The organism is Shewanella sp. Isolate7 (assembly GCF_022398425.1).
Lineage (GTDB): Bacteria > Pseudomonadota > Gammaproteobacteria > Enterobacterales > Shewanellaceae > Shewanella.
The window spans coordinates 82,121-107,443 of the sequence record NZ_JAKEVJ010000016.1 but is presented as its reverse complement, the minus strand read 5'-3'; the positions used below and the strand labels follow the sequence as shown (position 1 = coordinate 107,443).

Below are 25,323 nucleotides of genomic sequence, written 5' to 3'. Positions count from 1 at the left end.
ACTCTAGTTTAGGAGCGAATTACTCGAGCTTAAGGGCTGAATTGCCCCAGAGGCGGAGGCAGGCGTGTCGATCACCTGTGAGAAGGTCTCATAGTCGCTGTTATTTTGTTTGCTGCGATACATGGCGATATCGGCATGCTTCATCAGGGTTTTCCTGTCGTCACCATCTTGGGGATAGAGTGCCATGCCTATGCTGATGCCGACGGCCAGCAGGTGGCCCTCGCAGTGAATATCTTCAATCACCGCCTTCTGGATCTGTGCTGCCAGACGCTGCGCCTGGCCGAGTTCGCTCTTGGGGAGGAGTACGGCAAATTCATCTCCCCCTAATCGCGCGGGTAAGGCCTGAGGGGGCATGATACGCTCGATGCGATAGGCGATGACCTCTAGCACCTTGTCACCGGCATCATGACCCAGATTGTCGTTGATCATCTTGAAATCATTGAGATCCATCATGATAAAGGTAAAGGATGAGCCATTTTCTCTGATCAGGCGCTCCATGGTTTCATACAGCATGTGGCGATTGGGGAGATCGGTCAAAGAGTCGTGATAGGCCTGGTAATGTTTATCCTCCAGTGTGTCTTGCAGTTTGACTATGGTCTTCTTGCTCATCTTCACGACCAGCCAGACGAAGGCGCCGCCGGCGGAAAACACCAGGGAGACGACGGTTTCTAGGGTGCTGGTTTCGCGGTTGAGCAGCATCCACAGAAACCCCAGATAGCCAAAAATGAACAGGCCAATCATACATAGCAAAAGATGCCAACCCTGAGTCAGTGGTGGTCTAAGCTGACAGATCTGATAAGTAGGAATGAGTGATGCGAGCAGTCCCATCAAACCGATCAGTACGATGAAAATGGCAAAGGCGGTCATGTCTTCCCCTTGTACTGCACATTGGCGTTGAGTTTGTCATTCCATGGCATGGACGTGCCACCTTTTGGGGCTAAGGCTACGTCGGACTCGCCAACTGCTTGAGAGTCATATGGCTGATATGTCGGTATTAAGTATAAGTATAGGCTAAGTTGGCCGCAAGTAAACTGTGGGTTGTAGTTATCTCATCGAATGTCGATCAATGGACTTGTCTCAGTAGCTGTAGATGGTGTTCCAGCAGGGGGCGCAACTTGCCTTCCTTGTTTAGGCTATCAACCTTGGTATCGAACAACTGCTTGATGGTCTCTTTGTGAGGCGAGTTTTTAGAGATCAGCATGTAGAAGGGTTCTGGTTGGATGTCGGGGACAGATATGCCGGCGAGTCGAGCGTAAAAGTCATCCATCTTATTGATGGCTAAGGTGCCGCTGAGAGTTTCTTTACGGGCGAGGAAGAACTGACAGCGCTTCTTGATGAGCATCTCGGGAAGGTGAGCCAGGTTACGTATTTGAAACATGTGAAAGTCTGGTTTGAGACCAAAGTTTTCGTAGTTGAAGTTTCTAATGCCGCACACGCTGCCATAGTCTTTGAGCTGCTCAAGACGCTGTACTTGTACTCCGTTGGGGAAGTCCGTCTTTAGGTAGTAGTAGCTGGGTGTGAGGAAATAGTAAGGGCTGGAGATCAGATAGTCCCGGCGTCGCTCACCGTTGAGTGAGGCGCTCATCGCCGCATCTACCGTACCCAGTTTAACCTCCTTCAGGCAGCGATTCCAGGGGAGGGCGACCACCTTGTGGCTTAGCTCGCTCTGGTCGAAGGCCAGTTTGAGTAGGTCAATATCATAGCCTATGGTGCGGGGCTCTACGCTCTGGTTACGATCGAAATAGTTGAAGGGCGGGAATTCGGTATTTTCGACACATATGGTGACAGAGGCCGTGGCCATCGCGGGAAGTGCCAAGAATAACAAGAAGAAGCCACAGCAGAAGCGAGTGACCCTTGGGCACCATGACATCATAGCTAACCTCTTGATAATGAGTAGATGAAATCAGTATAGCAGAGGTCTGGACAGTGCAACCTTTTTGCTAAGTGACCTCGTTGAGCTCTTTTACGAAGGCGGCAATGACAGGCTCATCTTCGCGGCTCTTCTTACTGCAACAGCCGAGCTCGAAGGGGGGGATCGCCACAGGTGAGGCCAGCTGCTGGATTCTGTCCTTTACTGGACTGTTTTGAATCACCACCTCCGGGGTTATGCTTACCCCGCAGCCCAGCGCCACCATGGAGGCGATCGCCTCCTGCCCCGAGACCTGGGCATAGACATTGGCACTGAGCCCTAACTGCTTGAACCAATTCTCGACTCTTAGACGTCCCGGGCCATGCTCCGGCAGGATGAAGGGCAGGCGATCCCAGGGAATATAGGGCTCGGTCAGCAGCTCCTGCACCGCGCATTTGAAGGTGGGGGCGATGATCACCAGCGGCACATTATCTATCTTGATGAAGTGCAAGGATTCTGGCAGGGACTCGGGCTTGGCGGCGATACTGATGTCGGCGCGGTTCTGCCGCACCATCTCCACCGCGTTGGCGGCGTCCCCCGTGGTCAGCGCGATCTCCACCATGGGATGTTCGTTGCGAAAGCGATCCAGCAGTGCAGGTAGGTGACTGTAGGCGGCGGTGACCGAGCAGTAGATGTTGAGGCGGCCGCGCAGCAGATCTTGTTTGGGATCCAGCCTGTGTTTCAGCTTGCTCCAGTTATCTAGGGTCTGCTCGGCAAAGTGGCGATACTCGGTGCCGGCATTGGTGAGGGTGACGCTGCGATTATCGCGCTCGAACAACTTGGCGCCCACCTCTTCTTCCAGGCGCTGCATGGCGCGGCTTAGGGTGGAGGGGCTGACATGCATCTGCTGAGCGGTACGGGCGAAATGCAGGCTGTTGCTCAGGTGCAGATAGAGTTTGATGGTACGAATATCCAAGATCCCGCCTCGTCTTATTGTCTAGTTGTTGAGCTGAATATTGCATTTTATGCAACGTGATATTTCGAATATATCATTTTAAGCAATGAAATGCATGGGCTATAGTTGATTGCAATCACAGCTTGGCCAAGGCGGTTGAGCCCATATTCAACGGTTTCGTTTTAAAGGTAGGGAATCTGATGGCTAATTACTTTAACTCTCTGAATTTACGCCAACAATTAGAGCAACTTGGCCAGTGTCGTTTTATGGACCGCAGCGAATTTAGTCAAGGCTGTGACTATATCAAGGGCTGGAATATCGTCATCCTGGGCTGTGGCGCCCAAGGCCTTAACCAGGGCCTCAACATGCGCGATTCGGGCCTGAATATCTCCTTCGCTTTGCGTGAGCAGGCGATTGCCGAGAAACGTGCTTCCTACCAGAAAGCGACCGGCAACGGTTTCCGCGTGGGTACCTTCGAAGAGCTGATCCCGGAGGCGGATCTGGTGCTTAACCTGACCCCAGACAAGCAGCACACGGACGCCGTGAATGCGGTGATGCCGTTGATGAAGCAGGGCGCGGTACTCTCATATTCTCACGGCTTCAACATTGTGGAAGAGGGAATGCAGGTGCGTCCTGACATCACTGTCATCATGGTGGCGCCTAAGTGTCCGGGTACCGAGGTGCGCGAAGAATACAAGCGTGGTTTCGGTGTGCCCACCCTGATTGCCGTTCACCCTGAAAACGATCCTAAGGGCGATGGCCTAGAAGTGGCTAAGGCTTATGCCAGCGCTACCGGTGGCGATCGCGCCGGCGTACTGCACTCTTCTTTCATTGCCGAGGTGAAGTCAGACTTAATGGGTGAGCAGACCATCTTGTGTGGCATGCTGCAGACCGGTGCCATCCTGGGTTATGAGAAGATGGTGGCCGATGGTGTCGAGCCTGGCTATGCCGCCAAGCTTATCCAGCAAGGTTGGGAGACCACTACAGAGGCGCTCAAGCATGGTGGTATTACCCACATGATGGATCGCCTCTCTAATCCCGCCAAGATCGCCGCATTCGAGATGGCCGAAGAGCTCAAAGTGATTCTGCAACCACTGTTTGAGAAGCACATGGACGACATCATCAGCGGTGAGTTTTCCAAGACTATGATGGAAGATTGGGCCAACGACGATGCCAACTTGCTAAAATGGCGCGCCGAGACCAACGACACTGGTTTTGAGAATGCCCCTAGCTGTGATGAGGCGATCGACGAGCAGACCTACTTCGATAAGGGTATCTTCCTGGTCGCCATGATCAAGGCGGGTGTGGAACTGGCCTTCGATACCATGGTTTCAGCCGGTATCGTCGAAGAGTCGGCCTACTATGAGTCGCTGCACGAGACACCGCTGATCGCCAACACCATCGCTCGTAAGCGTCTGTACGAGATGAACGTGGTGATCTCAGATACCGCCGAATATGGCTGTTACCTATTTAACCACGCGGCTGTGCCATTGCTGCGTGACTATGTGAATCAGATGTCTTCCGAGTACCTGGGTGGCGGCCTGAAAGACGCTGGCAACGGTGTCGATAACCTACGTCTGATCGAGGTGAACGATGCTATCCGTCACACCGCGGTAGAGTACATAGGTGCCGAGCTTCGTGGTTACATGACAGAGATGAAGCGCATCGTAGAAGAATCTTAATTATCAATATATTAACCCACGATTTTTTTAGTGGTTGGGCCGAGTTTACTCAGTTTCGAAACAGAAGAGTTGATTCGGCCCAAGAGTCAAACCCAAGAGTCACATGAGTAGGGAAAAATCTGGTCTTGATTGGCTTGCTAGCGCGGCCCAAGACGCCTGTGAAAGGGCTTTTAACAGATAGTTGCAGGTTTTGGTTGTGTTATTCGTTGGCTTTGTGGTATTGATTAAAAGGTCGACTAAATTGAGTCGGCCGAGATACAGAATTTAAGCAAACAGAGATTAGGAAATACAGATACACCATGTTTAACCAAGCTGCCCTCCTCATTATTGAGATTATTACCGTAGTGATTATTCAATCACAGCGGGGGCATCGCATGGCGCGTCGACACACCTAATCAGGTCAAGATTGCAACAAGAACCCCCGCTCCGAAAGGACCGGGGGTTTTTTGTTTTTAGCACTCATGACTTGCTTAACCCAGAAAAACACTTAAATACGCAGGATAGGGCAGATGGAACAAGGGCAGAAGATCAGAGGCGCAGACGCCGTCATCAAGGCATTGGCCGCGCACGGCGTGACCACGGTATTTGGCTATCCGGGTGGGGCCATTATGCCCATCTACGATGCCCTGGTTGGCGCCCCGGTTGAACATCTGCTCAGCCGTCATGAACAAGGCGCCGCCTTCGCCGCAGTGGGCTATGCCAGAGCCAGCGGCAAGACGGGGGTCTGTTTCGCCACTTCGGGCCCAGGTGCCACAAACCTGGTGACCGCCCTGGCCGATGCCCTGCTCGATTCCGTGCCTTTGGTGGCCATCACGGGTCAGGTCTCTACCGCAGTTATCGGCACAGATGCGTTTCAGGAGATCGACGTGCTCGGCATGTCGCTTTCCTGTACCAAGCACAGCTTCATGGTGACAGATGTCGATGAGTTAGTGCCGACCCTGTACCGTGCCTTCGAAATTGCCGCCTCTGGCCGCCCCGGCCCTGTGTTGGTGGACATTCCCAAAGATATCCAGATCGCCCTGCTGGACTACAAGGCGCCGTTGCAAGCGATACAGCCAGAACCCGAAGTTGAATCCAGCCAACTTGATGCCGCCAGGGCGCTGATTGATCAGGCCCAGCGCCCCATGCTCTACGTGGGCGGCGGTGTCGGCATGGCGGGTGCGGTCGAGCAGCTGAGAGGCTTTATCGACAAGACAGGCATGCCTTCGGTGGCGACCCTCAAGGGGCTGGGCAGCATAGCCCACGACCATCCTGGCTATCTGGGCATGCTGGGCATGCACGGCGGTAAGGCGGCCAACCTGGCGGTGCAGGAGTGCGATCTACTGCTGGTGGTCGGCGCCCGTTTCGACGACAGAGTCACAGGCCGTTTAGCCAGTTTCGCCGAACATGCCAAGGTGGTGCACTTGGATATCGATATCGCCGAGCTGGGTAAGCTAAGGCGCCCGGATGTGGCCATGGCCGGAGACCTGCGTCAGATCCTTCCCGCACTGGCGCAGCCGCTCAATATCGCTCCCTGGCTGGCCGAGGTTGCCGCGCTGAAGGCGCAACATGCCTGGTGCTACGACAGGCCTGGCGAGCTTATCTTCGCGCCCAAGTTGCTTAATCGTCTGGCGGCCAAGCTGCCCGAGGATAGCGTAGTGGCCTGTGATGTCGGCCAGCATCAGATGTGGGTCGCCCAGCACATGTGGTTTAGACGCCCGGAAGATCATCTATCCAGTGCAGGCCTGGGCACCATGGGGTTTGGACTGCCGGCGGCCATAGGTGCCAAGGTCGCCAGACCCGACGCCTGTGTGGTGGCCGTCTCCGGCGACGGTTCCTTCATGATGAATGTGCAGGAGCTGACCACCATCAAGCGACGTCAGATCCCGCTCAAGATACTGCTGATCGACAACCAGAAGCTGGGGATGGTCAAGCAGTGGCAACAACTGTTTTTCGAAGAGCGTTTCAGCGAGACAGATCTTTCCGACAACCCGGACTTTGTCACCATGGCCTCGGCCTTCGACATCCCCGGACGCACCATCACCCAGGCGGGTGAGGTGGAGTCGGCGCTCGACGAGCTGTTAAATGCAAAGGGCCCCTTCTTACTGCACGTAAGAATCGATGAGGCCCACAACGTATGGCCTTTGGTGCCGCCCGGCGCCAGTAACCGTGACATGATGGATGAGATGGAGAAGCAGACATGATCTATAACCTAGCCTTAACCTTAGCCCAGCAACCCGAGGTGGTAGAACGTGTCCTGCGAGTCACACGTCACCGTGGATTTAGAGTCACCGAGATGGATATGCATCTGGGTGACAACGGTACTACCCGACTCGGTTTGGTGGTCGAGAGCGATCGCGCGCTCGAACTCCTGAGTCATCAGCTAAGCAAATTGATCGATGTCACCGCATGCGAGGTCTTACCGCCTCAACAAACGGCGACAAGATACCCCCAACACGCAAGCGCCTAAACGCGAAACAGACAGGTGAGATGAAGATGGCCGCAAAAACAGCAGAATGGATTTGGTTTAATGGAGAGATCATGTCTTGGGGAGATGCCAAGGTACACGTGATGTCGCATGCCTTGCATTACGGCACCTCGGTGTTCGAGGGGATCCGCGTCTACGACACGCCACAGGGACCGGCGGGATTTCGCCTAACCGATCATGTGCAGCGCCTGTATGACTCGGCTAAGATCTATCGCATGCCTGTGCCCTATAGTTTTGAGCAGACCATGCAGGCCTGCCGCGACATAGTAAAGCGCAACAAGCTAGATGCCGCCTACATTCGTCCCCTGGTGTTTTTTGGCGATGTGGGCATGGGGATCACCCCGCCTAAGGATGCCAAGTGCGATCTCATGGTGGCCGCCTTCCCTTGGGGCGCCTATCTGGGTGAGGGCAGCATGGAGCGTGGCGTCGATGTGGCCGTGACCTCCTGGAATCGTCTGGCGCCGAACACTATACCTACCGGTGCCAAGGCTGGAGGTAACTATCTATCCTCCTTACAAATCTCTACCGAGGCCAAGCGTAACGGCTTCGACGAGGGGATAGCCCTCGACGTCAACGGTCTGGTGAGCGAAGGCGCCGGTGCCAACCTGTTTGTGGTGAAGAAGAACAAGCTTTACACCCCGCCTGCCACGGCCGCCATCTTGCTGGGGATCACCCGAGATACCATCATCACCCTGGCGAGAGATAAAGGTTATGAGGTGGTCGAAGAGCCTATGTCGCGGGAATTTCTCTATCTGGCGGATGAGATCTTCATGACAGGTACCGCCGCCGAGATAGTGCCGGTGCGCAGCGTCGATCGTATCGAGGTGGGTGCAGGTGGTCGCGGCCCGGTGACGGCGGCGCTGCAGGCAAGCTTCTTCGGCCTGTTTAATGGTGAGACCCAGGATAAGTGGGGCTGGTTAGAGCCGCTTTAAGGCGCAAACCACAGCATATAAGATAAGATTAAAGCCCCGGCCGCCAATTGGCCGCTGGGGCAATATTACAGCTCAGGTGGCCAGGCCACCTAATGCAACAGAAGGAAAGTGACATGGCAAAACTACGTTCAGCTACCAGTACTCAAGGGCGCAACATGGCGGGAGCGCGTGCCCTCTGGCGTGCGACCGGCGTAAAAGATAGCGACTTTGGCAAGCCGATTGTCGCCATTGCCAACTCCTTTACCCAGTTTGTGCCAGGGCATGTTCATCTCAAGGATATGGGCTCACTGGTGGCCGGCGCCATCGAAGCGGCGGGCGGTATTGCCAAAGAGTTCAACACTATCGCCGTAGATGATGGTATCGCCATGGGTCATGGCGGCATGCTTTATTCTTTACCATCGCGTGAGCTGATCGCCGACAGCGTCGAGTATATGGTCAATGCCCACTGCGCCGATGCCCTGGTCTGTATCTCTAACTGTGACAAGATCACCCCCGGCATGTTGATGGCGGCGCTCAGGCTCAACATCCCAGTGGTGTTTGTTTCGGGTGGCCCCATGGAGGCCGGTAAGACCAAACTGTCGGATCAATTGATCAAGCTGGATCTGGTGGATGCCATGGTAGCGGCGGCCGACGATCGTATCTCAGATGAAGACAGCGAGAAGATAGAGCGCAGTGCCTGCCCCACCTGTGGCTCCTGCTCGGGGATGTTTACCGCCAACTCGATGAACTGTCTGACCGAGGCCCTTGGTCTGTCGTTACCGGGTAATGGTTCGATGTTAGCGACCCACGCCGATCGCCGTGAACTCTTCCTAGAGGCGGGGCGCCGGGTGATAGCGCTGGCCAACCGCTATTATCGCGATGACGATGAGTCGGCATTGCCGCGCAATATCGCCAGTTTTAAGGCCTTTGAGAATGCCATGGCGCTGGATATCGCCATGGGCGGTTCTTCCAATACCGTGTTGCACCTGCTGGCGGCGGCGCAGGAGGCCAAGGTGGATTTCACCATGGCCGATATAGACCGCCTGTCGCGTCAGGTGCCGCACCTGTGTAAGGTGGCGCCGTCGACCCCTAAGTATCATATGGAAGATGTGCATCGCGCCGGTGGCGTGATGGGCATCTTGGGTGAGCTGGACAGAGCTGGGCTGTTACACACAGATGTCAGCCATGTGGCCGGTGAGAACCTCAAGGCGGTGCTGGCTAAATATGATATCGCCCAGAGCCAGGATGAGGCGGTGCAGCAGTTTTTTGCCGCGGGTCCTGCGGGTATTCCGACCACAAAAGCCTTTAGCCAAAGTTGCCGCTGGCCGAGCCTGGATGTCGACCGTCAAGCGGGTTGTATCCGCACCCGAGAGTTTGCCTTCAGCCAGGAGGGCGGCCTGGCCGTGCTCTCTGGCAATATTGCCGTCGATGGTTGTATCGTCAAGACGGCGGGGGTCGATGAGGCCAACCACACCTTCGTCGGTCATGCCAGGGTGTATGAGAGTCAGGACGATGCCGTGGCCGGTATCTTAGGCGGTGAGGTGGTTGCCGGGGATGTGGTGGTGATTCGCTATGAAGGCCCTAAGGGCGGCCCAGGCATGCAGGAGATGCTTTACCCCACCAGTTACCTCAAATCTAAGGGGCTGGGCACCTCATGTGCTTTGATCACCGACGGCCGTTTCTCTGGTGGCACCTCTGGGCTCTCTATCGGTCATGTATCGCCCGAGGCGGCGGCTGGTGGCACCATAGCCCTGGTGGAGACTGGCGATCGCATCGAGATCGATATCCCTGCACGCTCTATCACCCTAGCGGTGAGCGACGAGGTGCTCGAGACGCGTCGCCAGGCCATGCTGGCCCGTGGCAAGCAGGCCTGGAAGCCGGTCAACCGTGAGCGCGCCGTCTCCATGGCCCTCAAGGCCTATGCGATGCTCGCCACCAGTGCCGACAAGGGCGCGGTGCGCGATACCAGTAAGCTGGAGGATTAATATGTTGGCCCTTGCCTCTCAGTCACAGCTGGATCTCGCGCACTATTATCTGCAGAAGATCTTGCTGTCATCCGTCTATGATGTCGCCAAGGTGACGCCGCTCTCCAGTCTCAATAAGCTGTCGGCGCGCCTCGGGTGTCAGGTATTTCTCAAGCGTGAAGATATGCAGCCGGTGCACTCCTTCAAACTGCGCGGCGCCTATAACCGTATCGCCGAGCTGAATCAGGAAGAGTGTCAGCGCGGTGTGGTGTGCGCCTCGGCGGGCAACCATGCCCAGGGGGTCGCCATGTCGGCCTCGGCGCGAGGGGTCAGCGCGGTGATCGTCATGCCTCAGACCACGCCGGATATCAAGGTAGATGCCGTGCGTCGTCTCGGCGGTACGGTAGTGCTGCATGGTCAGTCCTTCGACATGGCCAACGAGCATGCTCAGCAACTCGCCCGCGATGAGGGGCGCATCTATGTGGCACCGTTCGATGACGAGGCGGTGATCGCCGGGCAAGGCACGGTCGCCCAGGAGATGCTGCAACAGCAGCGGGATCTCGAGGTGGTGTTTGTGCCCGTGGGCGGTGGCGGCCTAATTGCCGGGATCGCGGCCTACTATAAGGCGGTGATGCCCCAGGTAAAGATTATCGGGGTAGAGCCGGAAGACTCGGCCTGCCTCAAGGCGGCGCTGGAGGCAGACGAGCGGGTTGTGCTGCCACAGGTGGGCCTGTTTGCCGATGGCGTGGCGGTGAAGCAGATTGGCGCCGAGCCCTTCAGGCTGGCTCGCGAGTATGTGGATCAGGTGGTGACAGTCTCTTCGGATGAGATCTGCGCCGCGGTGAAGGATATCTTCGAAGACACCCGTGCCATCGCCGAGCCTGCGGGGGCGCTTTCCCTGGCAGGACTAAAGAAATATATTGGCGATGAGGGCAAGGGGCAGAAGGTGGCGGCCATATTGAGTGGTGCCAACGTCAACTTCCACAGCCTGCGTTATGTGTCCGAGCGCTGTGAATTGGGCGAGCAGAAAGAGGCGATTCTGGCGGTGAAGGTGCCGGAGCGTCCGGGGATCTTCCTGCGCTTCTGTGAGCTGCTGGAAAAGCGCGCCATGACAGAGTTTAACTACCGCTTCTCCAGTCGTGAGAAGGCGGTGGTGTTTGCCGGCATTCGCCTGTCTTATGGCCAGGCTGAGCTCGACGAGATAGTGGCGCGGCTCGAGGGCGATGGCTTCGAGGTGCAGGACCTGTCTCACGACGAGACGGCCAAGCTGCACGTGCGCTACATGGTCGGCGGCCTGCCGCCAGAGCCGCTGCAGGAGCGTCTGTTTAGCTTCGAGTTTCCCGAGCATCCTGGCGCCCTGTTTAAGTTTCTCACCACCTTACGCAGCAAGTGGAACATCAGCCTGTTTCATTACCGTAACCACGGCGCCGCCTATGGCCGGGTGCTGGCCGGTTTCGAGGTGCCTGAGAGCGATAGCGTTGCCTTTCAGCAGTTTCTTACCGAGCTGGGTTTCGTCTATCAGGAAGAGACTCAGAGCCCGGCCTATAAGCTGTTTCTGGATAATCGCGAATAATCGTTTTTGCTTTCGCGAGCAGAGACAAACTTTAACGGTTAAAGGGCGCGATAGCGCCTTTTTTTATGTTATCTTGCAACAGATTCAGAGCAATAAGATGCCAGCCATGGCACGAAAATAACTGTTCATCCGTAGGGTGATGATGGGGCGTTTATCATCTCGTCATCAAAACAAAACGACAGTTAGCCTTAACCCTAACTTCTCAAGCTAAGGCTTGATAGAGGATATGAGATGTTAGCAGCACCCAAAGTTACCCCCTTTAATCCCCCGCGCCGAGTCTTGATGGGCCCTGGCCCGTCCGATGTTTATCCCGAGGTATTGGCGGCGCAGGCAAGACCGACCATAGGCCACCTTGACCCTTTGTTTGTCGGCATGATGGATGAGCTTAAATCACTGATCCAATATGCGTTTCAAACTGAAAATGCCATGACGCTGGCGGTCTCGGCTCCTGGCAGTGCCGGCATGGAAACCTGTTTCGTTAATCTGGTCGAGCCGGGCGAGAAGGTGATCGTCTGCCGTAACGGTGTATTTGGCGAGCGTATGCGCCAGAATGTCGAGCGCGTCGGTGCCACCGCCGTGGTGGTCGATAACGAGTGGGGCACGCCTGTGTCACTGAGCGATGTCGAGGCGGCGCTTAAGGCTCATCCCGATGCCAAGTTCTTAGCTTTTGTGCATGCCGAGACCTCGACCGGGGCGCTGTCGGATGCCAAGGGTTTGTGCCAGCTGGCTAAGGCTCACGGCTGTTTGTCTATCGTCGATGCGGTAACCTCCCTCGGCGGCGTGGAGCTAAGGGTAGACGAGTGGGGCATAGATGCCATCTATTCCGGTAGTCAGAAGTGTCTCTCCTGTGTGCCTGGCCTCTCGCCAGTTTCATTCTCCCCCGCGGCAGTAGAGAAGCTTAAGGCGCGTAAGACGCCGGTGCAGAGCTGGTTTTTAGATCAGAGCCTGGTCATGGGCTACTGGAGTGGCGATCAGGGCGCGGGCGGTAAGCGCAGCTATCACCATACGGCGCCGGTCAATGCCCTGTATGCGCTGCATGAGTCGCTACGCCTGCTCGCCGAAGAGGGGCTGGAAAATGCCTGGGCGCGTCATCAGTCTATGCATGGCTTGCTGCGTGATGGACTGGAAAATCTGGGGCTTAAGTTTGTGGTCGAGGAATCTTCGCGCCTGCCGCAGCTCAACGCCGTCTATATCCCAGAGGGCGTCGACGATGGCGAAGTGCGTAAGCAGCTGCTTGAAAACTATAATCTTGAGATAGGTGCCGGACTGGGTGCCCTCGCCGGTAAGGCCTGGCGTATCGGCCTGATGGGCTTCGGGGCGCGACGCGAAAATGTGGCCCTCTGCCTAAGAGCGTTAGAGGAAGTGCTGCGTTAAACCAACTGCAAATCTAAAAAAGGGGCTTAGGCCCCTTTTTTGTTGTTAGCGCCTCCCTGTTTAGAGGGAAATCCTTTGATTTAGTCTATCGTGGTGCCATAAGTGATGAGTGCCAGGGTCGCCATTATGGTCACCGAGGAGAATATGGTGCCCAGTATGGCAAAGATCTTCTTGCGTTGTTTCTGATTCAGGCCGCCAATCCCCAGTCCCAAGCCTACCAAGGCCAGGCCGATAAAGGCAAAGATCAGCATACCGACGATGATCGCCTCGGGAGAGGTTTCATCTATGCCACCGGGCGTGGTCGCCTCCAGGACGCCGGCAATGGTGACCAGCGCGAAGATGAGCAGAGTCGAGAGAATACTCAGAATGAAGGCGGCGATACCAAGGCCCGAGTGTTTTAACGCTGGTGCGGTTTGGTGTGCTCGGCGCCTGCATAGCGGGCTGAATGTTTGCTTGGCTATGTAGCTGAGAGTCTGGCTGAGATTTTGACTGAGAGCCTGATTGAGTGAGTGCTGAGGCGGTTGCTGGTGACGGCTCAGACGCCGCGCCCTTGTCGATGGATGCTGTGTCCATGAACGATTCTTTTCGTTGAAGAGTGTCACTCAAAGCATACCTAAGTCTCTCCCGGTTGTCTTTAAAAATTTTGTTGAGAAAGGTGAGGTAAAAACTTGTCTAACTTCATAATAATATTGCCTTTGTTTTGTCTGATTCAGGGGTTGTTTTCCCTTGGTGATGAGGGCATATTTTGTGCCCGAATATTGCCTTGAAATAGGCTTTTTCACCTTGTTTTGATCTGGATTAATTCGGCTGTAGATAGTGCCTTGCCAGCAGTCAAAATTGGGACTAAGGGGCTAAAATTAGATCAGGGAGCCCAGAGGGCTTGCGCTTTGGGCTGTTCGTAAATCCTCTGAATCTTGCCTTAGGGAGATTCAGCCAACAAAGGAGCTTGTTATGCGATCTTTCTTCCCCTCCATCTTTCATAAAGATGATCCGCGAACCGCTCTGCATTCGCGGTTAGACAATGTATTCGATGATTTTGCTAAAGACTGGTTAACCACATGGCCCAACGCCCGCGCCGAGATGGGGGTCATGCCTGCCATAGATGTCAAAGAATGTGCCGAATATGTCGAGATCAAGGCCGAATTACCCGATATGGAAGAGAAGGATATCGACGTCGACATCCGCGGTAATTACCTGATCATCAGCGGTGAGAAGCGTCATGAGCAGGAGAAAGATGAAAAGGGCTATCACCTCAGAGAGCGTTCATTTGGTTCATTCCAACGGCAGATCCCATTAGGTTTCAATATCGACGCTGACCAGATCACCGCTCAATACAAGAAGGGTGTGCTCGCCATTCATGTGCCAAAACCTGCCGAGTTGCAGCAAGATGCTAAGAAGGTGAAAGTCGACTTTCATGAGTAGCAAGTGAGGTGTGTTAACAGCTATAGCAAGTCAATCGAATGTGAATCGAAGGCGCCCAGTTGGGCGCCTTTTCACGGTTTTACGCAGGGTTAATAATATAAGCAGATTGCCGGTGGAAGTTGTGCGTCTTCCGGTGCGATTAATTGGGGGTATAGCTCGGTCATGTCAGCATATAATTTTGTGTATTTTAACCGTAAAAGTGCCATTAGCCTGATATGCGCTGGCTGAATTGGCGGCTCGAGTGACATGATAAGCGGTAAATAGGTCATGAGTTGATCCGGATTGAACCTATGATCACTCGTGTCTAACAAGAGATATAAAGGATCCCGTCCAACCATTCTTTCGGGGTAGAGAATGTGCTGCGAGATGAGATAATTAAGTAGTTGAAGATCTTCTTTTGTAATCGCTATGTCGAGCAGGCTCTTACCTGAATAATCGAGCTCGTCGATATCTATACCCTGCGCAATAACGTCGACCATTTTACTCTTGGTGGCGTCGTATAACAGCGAATAAGAGAGCCTTTCCTGATGCAGGCGACTGGTCTGTAAAGGAACAAAATAAGTGGGGTCGTAACCTAGCAGTTGATAGAAGAAATGGCGATATTCCGCTTCATTAAGCTGCGCCTCTTCTAACACGCTTATGGCCTCAGAGATCTTATTCTCGCGGGCGAACCCGTAGACCTTATCTTCCAGCTCTCTATCGTGAAGGTAACTTACCCCAAGTGCTTTAGGTGCAAACTTTGAAGAACAGTCTGCCAGGATAGGATCTATTTCATTGAGGGCTTCTCTGGTTACAGTTTTCCCCTCTTCAGTGAGCTTAGTGGTGAAAAAGTTGAGATCCCGAGGTTGCCACTCTTGATCGACTCGGGCCACAATTTTCTTACATTGGTTACGCTCGGACTCTGGTGCAATAGTTGTTAACTGCTCTGCGAGTTCTTTCTCGAGATCTTGCATTAAGGCGCTCTGTTTATCGAACTTCAGGCCCTGCTTGGGGAGGATTTGAGCCAAGGCTAAATCGTGAGTTTGCTGTAAGAAAGCGATTTGCTGGGCGTCGAAACTGTAAAAGTGCCTTGGGAAGAATCCTTTAACACTCTGTTCAGTGTTCGAAATGAAGTTTGCCGGGTTCCCCTGTGATTGCAGGAGTCTGATTATCTCTATCTGGCGTACAAAGGCTTCATCATCGCTGAGTTTGTTCATACGGAATCGATAATCGAGGCCTGCAAGGGCATATTCCATGGTCGTGCCCAGATAGGGATCATTCGTCAGTTGGCTACTTTTGTTTAGTATTGCCGAGACCACTTGATTGCGACCATGAAAGGCTGCGGTATCGATAAGATGTAAGGTTTCATTCTGTGTAATACCGTAGCCAAGTAAAGCGTTGATATCTTCGATTTGATTGAGTGCTTGTAGCAATAGGGTTTGAGGTAAGTCCTCTTGTTTCAGTAGCCAATTTAGATCATCGATTGAAATCTCTGTGGACCCAAGCAGGGCTAGTGCCTCTTCTTGGGTTAACTCAGCTATGTTTGCGAGTTGTGGCTGCGGAACAGCTTTTTCTACGCGAACGAAACTCGGCAAGTCGGGTATCAGCGCCTTTACCTGCTCGCCTAGGCTGCGATTAACCTGGCTTAGCTGAGAATTATGTTTGAGCTGTTTGGCTCGCCAGCTGCTTGCAAAGTTTGCATTGAGATAGTGAGCCATAGCCAGGGTAATGTCGTCTATGGAGTAGCCTTGCTCGAGTCGTTGATCCCAATCTTGCTCTCCGGCCCATTTTTGCTTGAGATCCTTGGCAGATTGAAGCGTATTACGGCAATCGGCGTAATTTAGCCCATCGAGTGCTTTCGAATGGCTCGCAGTGTTAGGCGTCACATTAGCAGGTGTATCGATAGGGGCATTGGGTGTATCGGCTGCTTGATTAGGGACGATGAGCGAACTGTCACGCGTCTGCCAATAGAGGATAAAGGCCACAAATAGAATGATGGAGACAAAAATTTCTTTCACTATGTTTCAATCCCTAAAACAATTTTGATGGTTAAATTTTTATTGTCGCCATTCTAGCATCTCGAATCGCAGAGGAAAAATCAGCCCTTGATGCCAAGCGAGTGACGAGCCTCAAAGGCAGAAGATTATTCGTTTCGTGCTAAGTTGAGCTGTTCATCCCGCCACCAGGCGACGCTTTCTGGCGTGTTGTGAATGTCGAGTATCTGTCCCGCGACTGGCGTGACGAGCGGCGTACCGGCATCGGCGGCCAGGGTGGCGATTCGCTCAAGGGGCTCATACCAGCTGTGAAAGGCCTGGTCGAAGGTGCCATTGTGGATCGGCATCATCTGACGCCCACCCAGATCCAGGTGCGCCTGCAGGCTCTGCTCTGGGGTCATATGAATGCTGGGCCAGTCTTTATCATAGGCTCCTGTCTCTATCATGGTGAGATCGAAGGGGCCGAACCGCTCGCCTATGGTCTTAAAGCCGTCGAAATAGCCCGAGTCGCCGCTGAAAAACAGCTTACTCCTGTCTGACTGAATGACATAGCTGGCCCAGAGTGCCTGGTTCTTGTCGAGCAGCCCCCGGCCGGAAAAGTGTTGGGTAGGGGTCGCCGTGATATTGATAGCATCGAGGGTTACGCTCTGCCACCAGTCTAGCGATTGCACCTTATCTCTGGTCACGCCCCAACGAAAGAGGTGTTGCTCGACGCCCAGGGGCACGATGAAACGCCTTACCTTGTGGTGGAGCTGCTTGATGCTGGCCTCGTCCAGATGATCGTAATGATTGTGGCTGATCAGCACGCCGTCGATCTCGGGCAAGTCAGTTAGGCTGATGGGCGGTTGATGAAAGCGTTTGGGGCCAATAAAGCTGAAGGGGGAGGCCCGGTTGCTAAAAACGGGATCGATCAGCCAGGTTTGACCCGATATCTTGAGTAAGATGCTCGAATGGCCCAGGCGGATCACGCTGTCCTGGGTGTCAGGGAGTGTGCTCAGACGCTCGCGGGTCAGTGGCATTAAGGGGATCGCCTTCGATGGACTGGCATCGCGGCGCTCTTCTATCAGGTAGCGCATCAGGATAGATGCCATGCCGCTGTTCTCGGTGAAGTTGGCGGCGGTATTTTGGTAGCCTCCATCTGGCTTATGGTGTGCGGCGGAGTCTCTGCTACTTTGCGCAGTCTTGGTGTCAGTGGCCAAACTTGCTGGCGCCGCAGAGGAGTTGATTAGGTTAGATGTCAGCATGCCTCCTCCGAGTATGATGCCAAGTAAAATGAGATATTTGCGTTTCATTGCAATCGCCATATGTAAACTAGCTAGTGTAGTTTACATAATATTAGTTTAAAAAGTAAACTAATAAGTGTAAAATAATTTAAGTTCGCCAAGGTAAACCTAATAAGTTATTTAAAATGAAAGAGAAAAAATTAACTCGCTCGGAGCTGAAACGTGCGGCCATCGTAGAGGCAGCCAGTGTAGAGTTTCAAAACAAGGGATTTAGCCTGGCGAGTATGGATGACATTGCCAAACGTGCCGATGTGTCCAAGCGTACCGTGTATAACCACTTCCCCAGTAAAGAGGCGTTGTTTAGTGCCATCATGCTAGAGATGATGGAGATGCTGTGCGCCTTCGAATCTTTGCCCTTCGACGAAAATAAGAGCCTGAGCTCGCAATTGACCCAGTTGGTACAACATGAGATTAAGCTTTTAAGCAATAAAGGTTTTATCGATACGGCCAGGGTGATCATTGCCGAGGCGATCCACAAGCCTGAGCTGATCCAAGATGCCATGTCTGAGTTCAGCAAGCAGGAGTCTCCCCTGGCAAACTGGTTTAATCAGGCGATCGATGCCGGCGTGTTAAAGGCCAAGGATAGCGAGACTCTAGTGGTTCAGTTTACGGCCGTGATCAAGGCTTACTGCTTCTGGCCTCAGCTGATCCAGGGGGAGCCACTGCCGAGCCAGGCCAAGCTCGATGAGATCACCCAAACCGTGGTCGAGATGATCATCAAGCAATATACCTAAAGCCACTTGGCTAGCCTCTATCCTAGGCGGTTAACAGCTGCAATATGATGGCAAGGATTAGCACTGGGCAGACATACTTAACGTACACAGGCCAGATGCGCCAGAAGAGGCCGTCGAGGTTGGCGCCCTCCTGGGCGGCGATTGAGTTTAGCAAACTATTTCTGTGCCATACCCAGCCGGTATACAGGGCGATACCCAGGGCGATAAAGGGCTGAGCACGCTCTGTAGTCAGGGTGATCACTAAGCCAAACAAGGCGTCGAAGTTAAATACCATAATGGTCGCCAGCAGGGCGATTGCACCGCCCACCAGATAGGTGGCGCTGTGGCGCGGAATCTTGGTCTTTTCCACCATATAGCTGGTGGGCACTTCGACGATGGAGATCGCCGATGTCAGCCCGGCTATGGTCATCAGGATAAAGAAGACGATGGCGATCGACTGCCCCGCGAGGCCGCCCAAACTATCAAACAGCGCCGGTAACACGGTGAAGACCAAGGTATCGGCGTTGAGCAGGCTGCCATCTTCGGCAAATATCGCGACGCCGTTATGCTGCGCCACATACATGGCGGGAATGATCATCAAGGCGGCCAGGAAGGCGACACTGGTGTCGGTGAGTGTCACGTAGGCGGTCAGCTTGGCGACATTTTCCTTCTGATTCAAATAGGCGCCATAGACCATCATGGCGCCGGTTCCCACGGTGAGCGAGAAGAAGGTCTGCCCCAAGGCACCTATGAGCACCTGAGGTTCCCAGATCCGGTCGAAATCCGGTATCAGCAGCGCGCTTAACCCCTGGTCAGCCCCGGGCTGAGTCAGAATATAGCCTACCCCCAATACCAAGATCCCCAGCAGTAGCGGCATGAGTCGTTTGGACCAGGCCTCGATCCCCTGCTGCACGCCTTGGCGGATCACTAAGATCACCATGAGGATAAAGATTAAGGTGAAGAGTAAATTGCGCTCCAGCGAGAAGCTCGTTAGCCAGTGGGCAATATCTTCTGCTCCCAACATCTCGGCCAATGGGGCCAGGGTGAAGCTGACAAACCAGCCCGATAATATGCTGTAGAAGGTGCAGATGAGGGTAGCGGTAAGGATAGAGGCGAAGCCAATCGTCTTACCCAGGTTGCGAGTCAGGGCGTTGCTGCCAAGTTTGGCCATGGCGTCTGCTGGGTTGGTTTGGCCATGGCGGCCAATCATGAGTTCGGCCACCAACATGGGGTAGCCCAGTAAGAAAATCAGCACCAGATACACTAAGAGGAAGGCGCCGCCACCATGGGTTGCCGCCTGGGTGGGGAACCCCCAGATATTACCGACGCCAACGGCCGATCCTGCTGCCGCCATGATAAAGCCTATACGTGAGCTGAAATGCCCTACATCTTTTGTGCTCATTTATTTCTTACCCAGGTGCTAAAGAGGGCGCATCATAGTGCTTTATTTTAGTCGGTCAAGGGTGAGAAATAGCGCCTTTACAGGTTGTTACTTTATTATTTTGTCTCGAAATTGCCTTTTTATGATGAAAAATTTCATCAAAAGGCTTTTTGGTGGGAAATTATTGCTTCACCTTTGCTGAGGAAGGCCTTGACGCAATCGAATTGCGTGGTCAAAAAAATGGAAATTTGTGCAATTTATCAAGCTTTATCGTCCTGAGCCTCGAGTTCGGGTAGCGGAATAGCGGTGCGGTTCTTGACCTGCTTGAGCACGAAGCTTGAGCGAATGCCGGCGATATGCGGATTACTGGTGAGCTTCTCCAGCAGGAAATGTTTGAAGGCATCCATGTCTCTGACCAAGACCTTGAGCTGGTAGTCGGCGTCGCTACCCGTGAGCAGGGCGCATTCGAGCACTTCATCATAGGCATCTATGGCCTGTTCGAATGCATCGAGTATGGCTTGGGTATGCTTCTCCAGGCGCACCTGCACATAGGCGGTCAGGGTCAGCTGAAAGTAGGGCGCATCGACCATGGCGGCATAGCCGGCGATAATACCGGCCTCCTCCATCGCCTTGACCCGGCGCGAGCAGGGGGAGGGCGACAGGCCGACACTGGCCGCCAGATCTTGGTTGGCCATGCGCCCCTGGGCCTGTAATAACTTGAGGATCTGAATGTCGGTCTTATCGAGTTGTAGTCTTGTCATCTTTGTCGGCAGATAAAAGTGAAATGTTAGGGTCTGTTGACCTTTTGAGAACAAATTTTGGCTCAAGATGAACCCTGCAAAAATGAACGCGAAAGATAAACAGGCCCTAGTCTTGCCTGATGGCGCGCCATCTCTCAATGCTCAGCAGGGAGAACAGGGCGATAGCGCCGCCAAGCAGGGTGGCGGCCAAGACATCCTGGGGCCAATGCATGCCGAGTAACATGCGGCTAAATCCCATGGCCAGCGCCCATAAGCATAACAGAGACGTGAATAAAAACTGCTGCGCGGACAACAAAAAATAGCTGACGACTAAGGCAAGCGTCACGGCAAACAGGGTGTGGCCGGAGGGAAACGAGAAGCCTACTTCATGTTGCCAGTGCTGGGCTATTTGGGGGGAGAGGGATAGCTCCGTCTGCTCCGTCAGTTTAGTCATCTCTTGCGCCATCAAGGTGCGCCGCGCCGATGCACTGGCCTGATAAAAATCACTTAGGGACAGCCCCTGAGTGTCTGCCAACAGCTGGACATTGGGTCTGGGATGGCCGAAGTAGGGCTTGAGAAAATGATTGAGCACCAGGCCGATCCCCATGGCCAGGCTAACGCTGAGCAGCAGTGGCACTAGCTGTTTTCGCGGCAGTAACAGATAACAGATGAGCAGCAGGGCAAGTACAGTGAGTATGCCATAGGGCGCAGTTCCCAGGCTGGTTAAGCCATAGAGTAGCTGCGCCTTGATGGAGTCTAGCTCGATCCAGGGAAATAGGCTGAGGCCACCCAGATAGAGCGCGGCGGGAATAAGTGCTAGGCCGCCCCAGAGGAGTAACAGATAAGCGTAGGGATTTAGCCGATCGTTTCGTGTCATAAATGCTCCCTAAAAAGCGCTAGACTAACCTGCCTCGGTGATGCTGGCTAGCCCGGCGTTGTATTTAGTCGTTCGCGGCCCGCGGCGGCTCGACCTGGTGGCGGGTCAGGTACATCAGAACCAGCAAGACTAGCATCAGCAGCCCTGAACCCATCAGCAGCGCATAGTCTTCCAGCTTCAATATGGAGTAGAGCACGCTGTAGAGCGCCAGCAACATGATGGCCATGAAGACGCCCCGCTGACGACAGGCGGTGACGCTGGCGATATAGGCCGAGACTGATAGCAGTGGGACGGAGGCGGCCATCAGGTAGGCGTAACCGAAGCTGATATGTTCCGACAGGGAGAGGAGCAGCAGATAGAAGAGGGCCATGGCGCTGGCGACCAGCAGATACTGAATCGAGCTTAGGGTCTGTTGTTGCCCCAGTTCGAAGATCAGCAGCATGATGCTGGTGAGCATGATAAACAGCAGACCATATTTGACCGCGCGTTCGATCTTACCGTAGTGGGTAACCGGTTCAAATAGGGTCGCCTGAGCCGCTATCTCCTGCAGGTTAACCTCCTGTATCTTGGCGAATACCTGCGGATAGTTACGGGTTAGGTGGCTCACGTCCCACTGGGCGCTAAAGCCCTCAGCGCTGATCTGCCGCTCGGTCGGCAGCAGGCCGTGGAAGCTCGGATGAGGCCAGTCTGCAGACAGTGTGACCTGGGTCTGTTGTCCTATGGGCAGCACAGAGATCCCTTGGGAGCCACGCAGGCTGATATCGAAGTTTACCCAGAGTTGCTGGTTGTCAGATTGCAAGGTGATTGGCTGATGAAACCCTCTGTCTAGGCCGCCGAGCTGCTCCAGCCCTGTGCCTGGCATGAGGCGTTGGGGAGCGGCCTCCTGTTGATCAATCTTAGCCGTGAAGCGGTTGATCTTGTCGATGGCCTGGTTGGCAGAGATGCCAAACACCAGCCTGGCTCGCTCGGGGTGCAGGCTGACTAAGTTGGCCGGAGTGTAAGGTTCGAGGCGAAAGTGTGCCGAGCCGGTGACCTGAGATTGATAGACGAGCGAGCGAAAGATACCGCGCGACAGAAAGCTATGGTCGAGCGAGACGGCGAGATTGAGCTGCTCGGGTAGCACGACCAGCTCGCTGTCGTAGGTGTGCCTTGCCTTGGTCATCTTGCCAGTGTCGCTGATACTCTCCTGCACCACCTCATAGGTGTAGGGGATCACCAGCGCCGGCCCCGCAATGGTCTGCCGCTCGCCCCAGGAGCGACCTATCTCATGGACCACGTCGTGGTACAGATGCTGCCTGTCTGAGGTGAGGCTCTCGATGAGTCCCAGGGGGATCATCGCCACCAGGGTGAGAATGGCGATGAAGATCAGTTTCTTGCTTAGGGGGCTGTTGGCTAGGGGCAACCGACTTAACATAAAATTCCCTCTCAATGACGGTCCGAGTGTATTGCGCCATTACACCATAACTCTTGCCAGACAGGCGGGCATTAGGATGGCAAATTGTGGCAAAACCGAGGCAATTGAAAATGAGCAATCGAAAGCCGGCCCAGCAGAGGAAACGGTACTGAGAGGTAATAAAAAAGAGCGTCGGGCGCTCTTTTTTTGTGGATGGGCGCTATAGGCTCCGCCTTACGCAGACAGGCTTATGCGTCGTCTTGCTGTCTGAGTCTGGCTTCCAGGGCATCGACCTGGGCCTGGAGCGACTCCAGCTTCTCGCGGGTCTTCAGGAGCACGTGCTGCTGCACATCAAACTCTTCGCGTGATACCAGATCGAGTTTCATCAGCTGGTTTTGCAGTATCTGCTTACTCTTCTCTTCAAACTCACCGGCAAACTGCTTAAGCCCGCTGGGGAGGTTATCGCTTAGCTGCTTAGCTACTTCTTCGATCTTTTTGGGGTTAATCATCTTTTCTGTCCGCCATTGGCCGTTTAATGCTATGCCCGAATTGTACCTAAGCCTACTGGGATGACAACTAAAAACCGGTGGCTTGGCCCCGTGTTGGGGGCGGGCTCACGTCTGAGGCAGGCCGGTTACCTGCGGTTAAGCTCGGGGAAAAGCCTGGATATTTTTGTCTGAGCTACGGCAAAGATTCTGGTATGATCCCTGGCCGATCTTAAGATTTCTCTAGTTGGTAGCCGTTAGTTAATGAAGCTCAATCCCGGTCAAAATGATGCTGTTCACTATGTCTCTGGTCCCTGTCTGGTGCTTGCCGGCGCGGGCAGTGGTAAGACACGTGTGATCATCAATAAAATTGCCTATCTGGTACAGAAGTGTGGTTATCAGGCGCGCAACATCGCCGCGGTGACCTTTACCAACAAGGCGGCGCGGGAGATGAAGGAGCGTGTGGCCCAGTCGATGGGGCGCAAAGAGGCCAGAGGGCTGTGGATCTCGACCTTTCACACCCTGGGGCTTGAGATCATCAAGCGGGAGTATAAGGTGGTGGGCCTCAAGCCCGGCTTCTCCCTGTTTGACGATCAGGACACCCTGGCGCTGCTGAAAGAGCTCACCGAGAAGGAGTTCGATGGCGATAAAGATCTGCTGCGTATGCTGATGACGGCGATCTCCAACTGGAAGGGCGATCTGATGACGCCGGATCGCGCCATCAAGAGTGCCCGAGATGAACAGTCACAGCTGTTCGCCTTGCTCTATCAGCGCTATGCCCAGCATATGAAGGCCTACAACGCGCTGGATTTCGACGATCTTATCCTGCTGCCTACCTTGCTGCTGAGACACAAGCAGGAGGTGCGCGAACGCTGGCAGAAACGCATTCAATACCTGCTGGTGGATGAATACCAGGATACCAACACCAGTCAGTATGAGCTGGTGAAATTGCTGGTGGGTGAGCGCGCCCGCTTTACCGTGGTAGGGGATGACGACCAGTCCATCTACTCCTGGCGTGGGGCCAAGCCGCAGAATCTGGTGTTGCTGGGACAAGACTTTCCCGCCCTTAAGCTGATTAAGCTGGAGCAGAACTATCGCTCGAGTCAGCGAATCTTGCGAGCGGCCAACATATTGATCGCCAATAACCCTCACGTCTACGACAAGTCGCTGTTCAGCGAGCTGGCCTATGGCGAACCACTGCGGGTGTTGATCGCCGCCAACGAGGAGCAGGAAGCCGAGCGTGTGGTGGCCGAGATGATTCGCCATAAGTTTGTGGGCAAGACTCAGTTTGGCGACTATGCCATCCTTTATCGGGGCAACCACCAGTCGCGCCTGCTGGAGCGGGCGCTGATGACCAACCGTATTCCCTATAAGCTCAGCGGCGGCACCTCCTTCTTCGGCCGCGCCGAGATCAAAGATATCATGGCCTACCTGCGTCTGGTGGTGAATCCCGACGACGACAACGCCTTCCTGCGAGTGGTGAACCTGCCTAAACGCGGCATTGGGCCTGCGACCCTGGAGCGGCTCGGTAACTTTGCCAACGAGCTGCACATCTCCATGTTCGAGGCGATATTTAAGCCCGAGCTAAATGATCATCTGCCGCCGGCGGCCATGTCGGCCCTGTACCAGTTTGGCAAGTTTATCGTCGACACGGGGGAGGCGGCGACCCGCGGCGAGCCGGTCGAGGCGGTGAAGCAGCTCATTCGCCATATCAACTACGAAGATTACCTATACGAGACCAGTACCAGCGCCAAGGCCGCCGAGATGCGGATGAAGAACATCTCCGAGCTATACCGCTGGGTGACCGAGATGCTCGAGGGCGATGAGCTGGACGAAGGCATGACGTTGCCGGAAGTGGTAACCCGTCTGACTTTGAGAGACATGATGGAGCGCAACAGCGAGGATGAGGCAGGAGATCAGGTACAGCTGATGACGCTGCACGCCTCTAAGGGACTGGAGTTTCCCTATGTCTTCATGGTGGGGGTGGAGGAGCGTATCTTGCCCCACCAGACCAGCATAGATGAAGACAATGTCGAGGAGGAAAGGCGCCTGGCCTATGTGGGGATCACGCGGGCCCAGCGGGAGCTGTGGTTCATGATCTGCCGCGAGCGACGACAGTTTGGTGAGGTGATGCGCTGTGAGCCTAGTCGCTTCTTGATGGAGCTGCCTCAGGACGACCTCATCTGGGAGAACCGCAAGCCCCCTCAGTCCGAGCAGCAAAGAGTGCAATCGGGCCGGGCCAATATAGCCAACATACGGGATATGCTGAAGAAGTAATACC

At 54.4% G+C, this 25,323-nt stretch carries 21 protein-coding genes; 10 read left to right on the top strand and 11 right to left on the bottom strand.

What is annotated here, in order from left to right; all coding sequences use genetic code 11:
• Window positions 1-3 precede the first annotated feature (3 nt).
• The 3 genes from L1D47_RS06065 to ilvY all read right to left on the bottom strand — a co-directional run bounded on the left by L1D47_RS06065 (window position 4) and on the right by ilvY (window position 2,825).
• Window positions 4-867, bottom strand: coding sequence for a GGDEF domain-containing protein (locus tag L1D47_RS06065; protein ID WP_239883039.1), 864 nt, complete (start codon window positions 865-867; stop codon window positions 4-6).
• Between the two features lie 196 nt (window positions 868-1,063).
• Window positions 1,064-1,873, bottom strand: a complete 810-nt coding sequence (locus L1D47_RS06060) for a transporter substrate-binding domain-containing protein (RefSeq protein WP_239883037.1) — start codon at window positions 1,871-1,873, stop codon at window positions 1,064-1,066.
• Between the two features lie 67 nt (window positions 1,874-1,940).
• Window positions 1,941-2,825 carry an HTH-type transcriptional activator IlvY gene (ilvY, locus tag L1D47_RS06055; protein ID WP_239883036.1) on the bottom strand — a complete coding sequence of 295 codons (885 nt, stop codon included), beginning with the start codon at window positions 2,823-2,825 and terminating at the stop codon, window positions 1,941-1,943.
• 179 nt (window positions 2,826-3,004) lie between these two features.
• Here ilvY and ilvC point away from each other — a divergent pair, with 179 nt between their 5' ends.
• From ilvC to L1D47_RS06020, 7 genes are all read left to right on the top strand, one after another.
• Entirely contained in the window at window positions 3,005-4,486 is a 1,482-nt protein-coding gene (gene ilvC / locus L1D47_RS06050; protein WP_239883034.1) for a ketol-acid reductoisomerase, read from the top strand.
• Window positions 4,487-4,995: 509 nt separating this feature from the next.
• Window positions 4,996-6,669, top strand: coding sequence for an acetolactate synthase 2 catalytic subunit (gene ilvG / locus L1D47_RS06045; RefSeq protein ID WP_239883033.1), 1,674 nt, complete (start codon window positions 4,996-4,998; stop codon window positions 6,667-6,669).
• Complete coding sequence (ilvM, locus tag L1D47_RS06040; RefSeq protein WP_239883031.1) at window positions 6,666-6,935, top strand: acetolactate synthase 2 small subunit; 270 nt, start codon at window positions 6,666-6,668, stop codon at window positions 6,933-6,935. The genes ilvG and ilvM overlap by 4 nt, the downstream gene beginning before the upstream one ends.
• Window positions 6,936-6,961: 26 nt before the next feature.
• A complete protein-coding gene (locus tag L1D47_RS06035; RefSeq protein WP_239883030.1) occupies window positions 6,962-7,885 on the top strand; it encodes a branched-chain amino acid transaminase in 924 nt (307 codons plus the stop codon).
• 113 nt (window positions 7,886-7,998) lie between these two features.
• Window positions 7,999-9,849, top strand: coding sequence for a dihydroxy-acid dehydratase (gene ilvD, locus L1D47_RS06030; protein ID WP_239883029.1), 1,851 nt, complete (start codon window positions 7,999-8,001; stop codon window positions 9,847-9,849).
• A 1-nt stretch (window position 9,850) separates the two neighbouring features.
• Window positions 9,851-11,401 carry a threonine ammonia-lyase, biosynthetic gene (ilvA, locus tag L1D47_RS06025; protein WP_239883027.1) on the top strand — a complete coding sequence of 517 codons (1,551 nt, stop codon included), beginning with the start codon at window positions 9,851-9,853 and terminating at the stop codon, window positions 11,399-11,401.
• 231 nt (window positions 11,402-11,632) lie between these two features.
• Window positions 11,633-12,775, top strand: a complete 1,143-nt coding sequence (locus tag L1D47_RS06020) for an alanine--glyoxylate aminotransferase family protein (protein WP_239883025.1) — start codon at window positions 11,633-11,635, stop codon at window positions 12,773-12,775.
• Window positions 12,776-12,855: 80 nt separating this feature from the next.
• On the opposite strand, the gene L1D47_RS06015 is transcribed toward L1D47_RS06020, so the two are convergent.
• Window positions 12,856-13,377 (bottom strand): hypothetical protein, encoded by a 522-nt coding sequence (locus L1D47_RS06015; RefSeq protein ID WP_239883023.1) that lies wholly within the window; start codon window positions 13,375-13,377, stop codon window positions 12,856-12,858.
• A 349-nt stretch (window positions 13,378-13,726) separates the two neighbouring features.
• Between L1D47_RS06015 and L1D47_RS06010 the strand changes: the two genes are divergently transcribed.
• Window positions 13,727-14,197, top strand: coding sequence for an Hsp20/alpha crystallin family protein (locus tag L1D47_RS06010; protein WP_239883022.1), 471 nt, complete (start codon window positions 13,727-13,729; stop codon window positions 14,195-14,197).
• Window positions 14,198-14,286: 89 nt separating this feature from the next.
• Here L1D47_RS06010 and L1D47_RS06005 read toward each other — a convergent pair whose 3' ends face one another.
• Both L1D47_RS06005 and L1D47_RS06000 read right to left on the bottom strand, forming a co-directional pair.
• Entirely contained in the window at window positions 14,287-16,194 is a 1,908-nt protein-coding gene (locus L1D47_RS06005; protein ID WP_239883020.1) for a hypothetical protein, read from the bottom strand.
• 125 nt (window positions 16,195-16,319) lie between these two features.
• On the bottom strand, window positions 16,320-17,414 hold the full coding sequence (locus L1D47_RS06000) for an MBL fold metallo-hydrolase (RefSeq protein ID WP_239883019.1): 1,095 nt from the start codon (window positions 17,412-17,414) through the stop codon (window positions 16,320-16,322).
• Between the two features lie 164 nt (window positions 17,415-17,578).
• Here L1D47_RS06000 and L1D47_RS05995 point away from each other — a divergent pair, with 164 nt between their 5' ends.
• Window positions 17,579-18,187, top strand: a complete 609-nt coding sequence (locus L1D47_RS05995; RefSeq protein ID WP_041511847.1) for a TetR/AcrR family transcriptional regulator — start codon at window positions 17,579-17,581, stop codon at window positions 18,185-18,187.
• A 22-nt stretch (window positions 18,188-18,209) separates the two neighbouring features.
• Here the strand turns inward: L1D47_RS05995 and L1D47_RS05990 are convergent, their stop codons facing one another.
• From L1D47_RS05990 to L1D47_RS05970, 5 genes are all read right to left on the bottom strand, one after another.
• Window positions 18,210-19,568, bottom strand: coding sequence for a sodium-dependent transporter (locus tag L1D47_RS05990; protein WP_239883017.1), 1,359 nt, complete (start codon window positions 19,566-19,568; stop codon window positions 18,210-18,212).
• A 239-nt stretch (window positions 19,569-19,807) separates the two neighbouring features.
• On the bottom strand, window positions 19,808-20,308 hold the full coding sequence (locus L1D47_RS05985) for an Lrp/AsnC family transcriptional regulator (RefSeq protein ID WP_239883015.1): 501 nt from the start codon (window positions 20,306-20,308) through the stop codon (window positions 19,808-19,810).
• Between the two features lie 106 nt (window positions 20,309-20,414).
• Window positions 20,415-21,164: a phosphatase PAP2 family protein gene (locus tag L1D47_RS05980; RefSeq protein WP_239883014.1), complete on the bottom strand. Its 750-nt coding sequence runs from the start codon at window positions 21,162-21,164 to the stop codon at window positions 20,415-20,417.
• A gap of 64 nt (window positions 21,165-21,228) precedes the next feature.
• Window positions 21,229-22,578 (bottom strand): cell envelope integrity protein CreD, encoded by a 1,350-nt coding sequence (gene creD / locus L1D47_RS05975; protein ID WP_239883007.1) that lies wholly within the window; start codon window positions 22,576-22,578, stop codon window positions 21,229-21,231.
• 227 nt (window positions 22,579-22,805) lie between these two features.
• Complete coding sequence (locus L1D47_RS05970; RefSeq protein ID WP_041511851.1) at window positions 22,806-23,066, bottom strand: accessory factor UbiK family protein; 261 nt, start codon at window positions 23,064-23,066, stop codon at window positions 22,806-22,808.
• A 240-nt stretch (window positions 23,067-23,306) separates the two neighbouring features.
• Here L1D47_RS05970 and rep point away from each other — a divergent pair, with 240 nt between their 5' ends.
• Entirely contained in the window at window positions 23,307-25,319 is a 2,013-nt protein-coding gene (rep, locus tag L1D47_RS05965) for a DNA helicase Rep (RefSeq protein ID WP_041511852.1), read from the top strand.
• The last annotated feature ends 4 nt before the right edge of the window (window positions 25,320-25,323 follow it).

What these genes read in the sequence shown, in the direction of transcription:
- L1D47_RS06060 (WP_239883037.1), bottom strand. Translation starts at nt 1,873, where the DNA reads ATGATGTCATGGTGCCCAAGGGTCACTCGCTTCTGCTGTGGCTTCTTC.
- L1D47_RS05980 (WP_239883014.1), bottom strand. Translation starts at nt 21,164, where the DNA reads ATGACACGAAACGATCGGCTAAATCCCTACGCTTATCTGTTACTCCTC.
- L1D47_RS05985 (WP_239883015.1), bottom strand. Translation starts at nt 20,308, where the DNA reads ATGACAAGACTACAACTCGATAAGACCGACATTCAGATCCTCAAGTTA.
- L1D47_RS06065 (WP_239883039.1), bottom strand. Translation starts at nt 867, where the DNA reads ATGACCGCCTTTGCCATTTTCATCGTACTGATCGGTTTGATGGGACTG.
- L1D47_RS06020 (WP_239883025.1), top strand. Translation starts at nt 11,633, where the DNA reads ATGTTAGCAGCACCCAAAGTTACCCCCTTTAATCCCCCGCGCCGAGTC.
- ilvC (WP_239883034.1), top strand. Translation starts at nt 3,005, where the DNA reads ATGGCTAATTACTTTAACTCTCTGAATTTACGCCAACAATTAGAGCAA.
- rep (WP_041511852.1), top strand. Translation starts at nt 23,307, where the DNA reads ATGAAGCTCAATCCCGGTCAAAATGATGCTGTTCACTATGTCTCTGGT.
- ilvA (WP_239883027.1), top strand. Translation starts at nt 9,851, where the DNA reads ATGTTGGCCCTTGCCTCTCAGTCACAGCTGGATCTCGCGCACTATTAT.
- ilvM (WP_239883031.1), top strand. Translation starts at nt 6,666, where the DNA reads ATGATCTATAACCTAGCCTTAACCTTAGCCCAGCAACCCGAGGTGGTA.
- L1D47_RS06000 (WP_239883019.1), bottom strand. Translation starts at nt 17,414, where the DNA reads ATGCTGACATCTAACCTAATCAACTCCTCTGCGGCGCCAGCAAGTTTG.
- L1D47_RS06035 (WP_239883030.1), top strand. Translation starts at nt 6,962, where the DNA reads ATGGCCGCAAAAACAGCAGAATGGATTTGGTTTAATGGAGAGATCATG.
- creD (WP_239883007.1), bottom strand. Translation starts at nt 22,578, where the DNA reads ATGTTAAGTCGGTTGCCCCTAGCCAACAGCCCCCTAAGCAAGAAACTG.
- L1D47_RS05970 (WP_041511851.1), bottom strand. Translation starts at nt 23,066, where the DNA reads ATGATTAACCCCAAAAAGATCGAAGAAGTAGCTAAGCAGCTAAGCGAT.
- L1D47_RS05995 (WP_041511847.1), top strand. Translation starts at nt 17,579, where the DNA reads ATGAAAGAGAAAAAATTAACTCGCTCGGAGCTGAAACGTGCGGCCATC.
- L1D47_RS06010 (WP_239883022.1), top strand. Translation starts at nt 13,727, where the DNA reads ATGCGATCTTTCTTCCCCTCCATCTTTCATAAAGATGATCCGCGAACC.
- L1D47_RS05990 (WP_239883017.1), bottom strand. Translation starts at nt 19,568, where the DNA reads ATGAGCACAAAAGATGTAGGGCATTTCAGCTCACGTATAGGCTTTATC.
- ilvG (WP_239883033.1), top strand. Translation starts at nt 4,996, where the DNA reads ATGGAACAAGGGCAGAAGATCAGAGGCGCAGACGCCGTCATCAAGGCA.
- ilvD (WP_239883029.1), top strand. Translation starts at nt 7,999, where the DNA reads ATGGCAAAACTACGTTCAGCTACCAGTACTCAAGGGCGCAACATGGCG.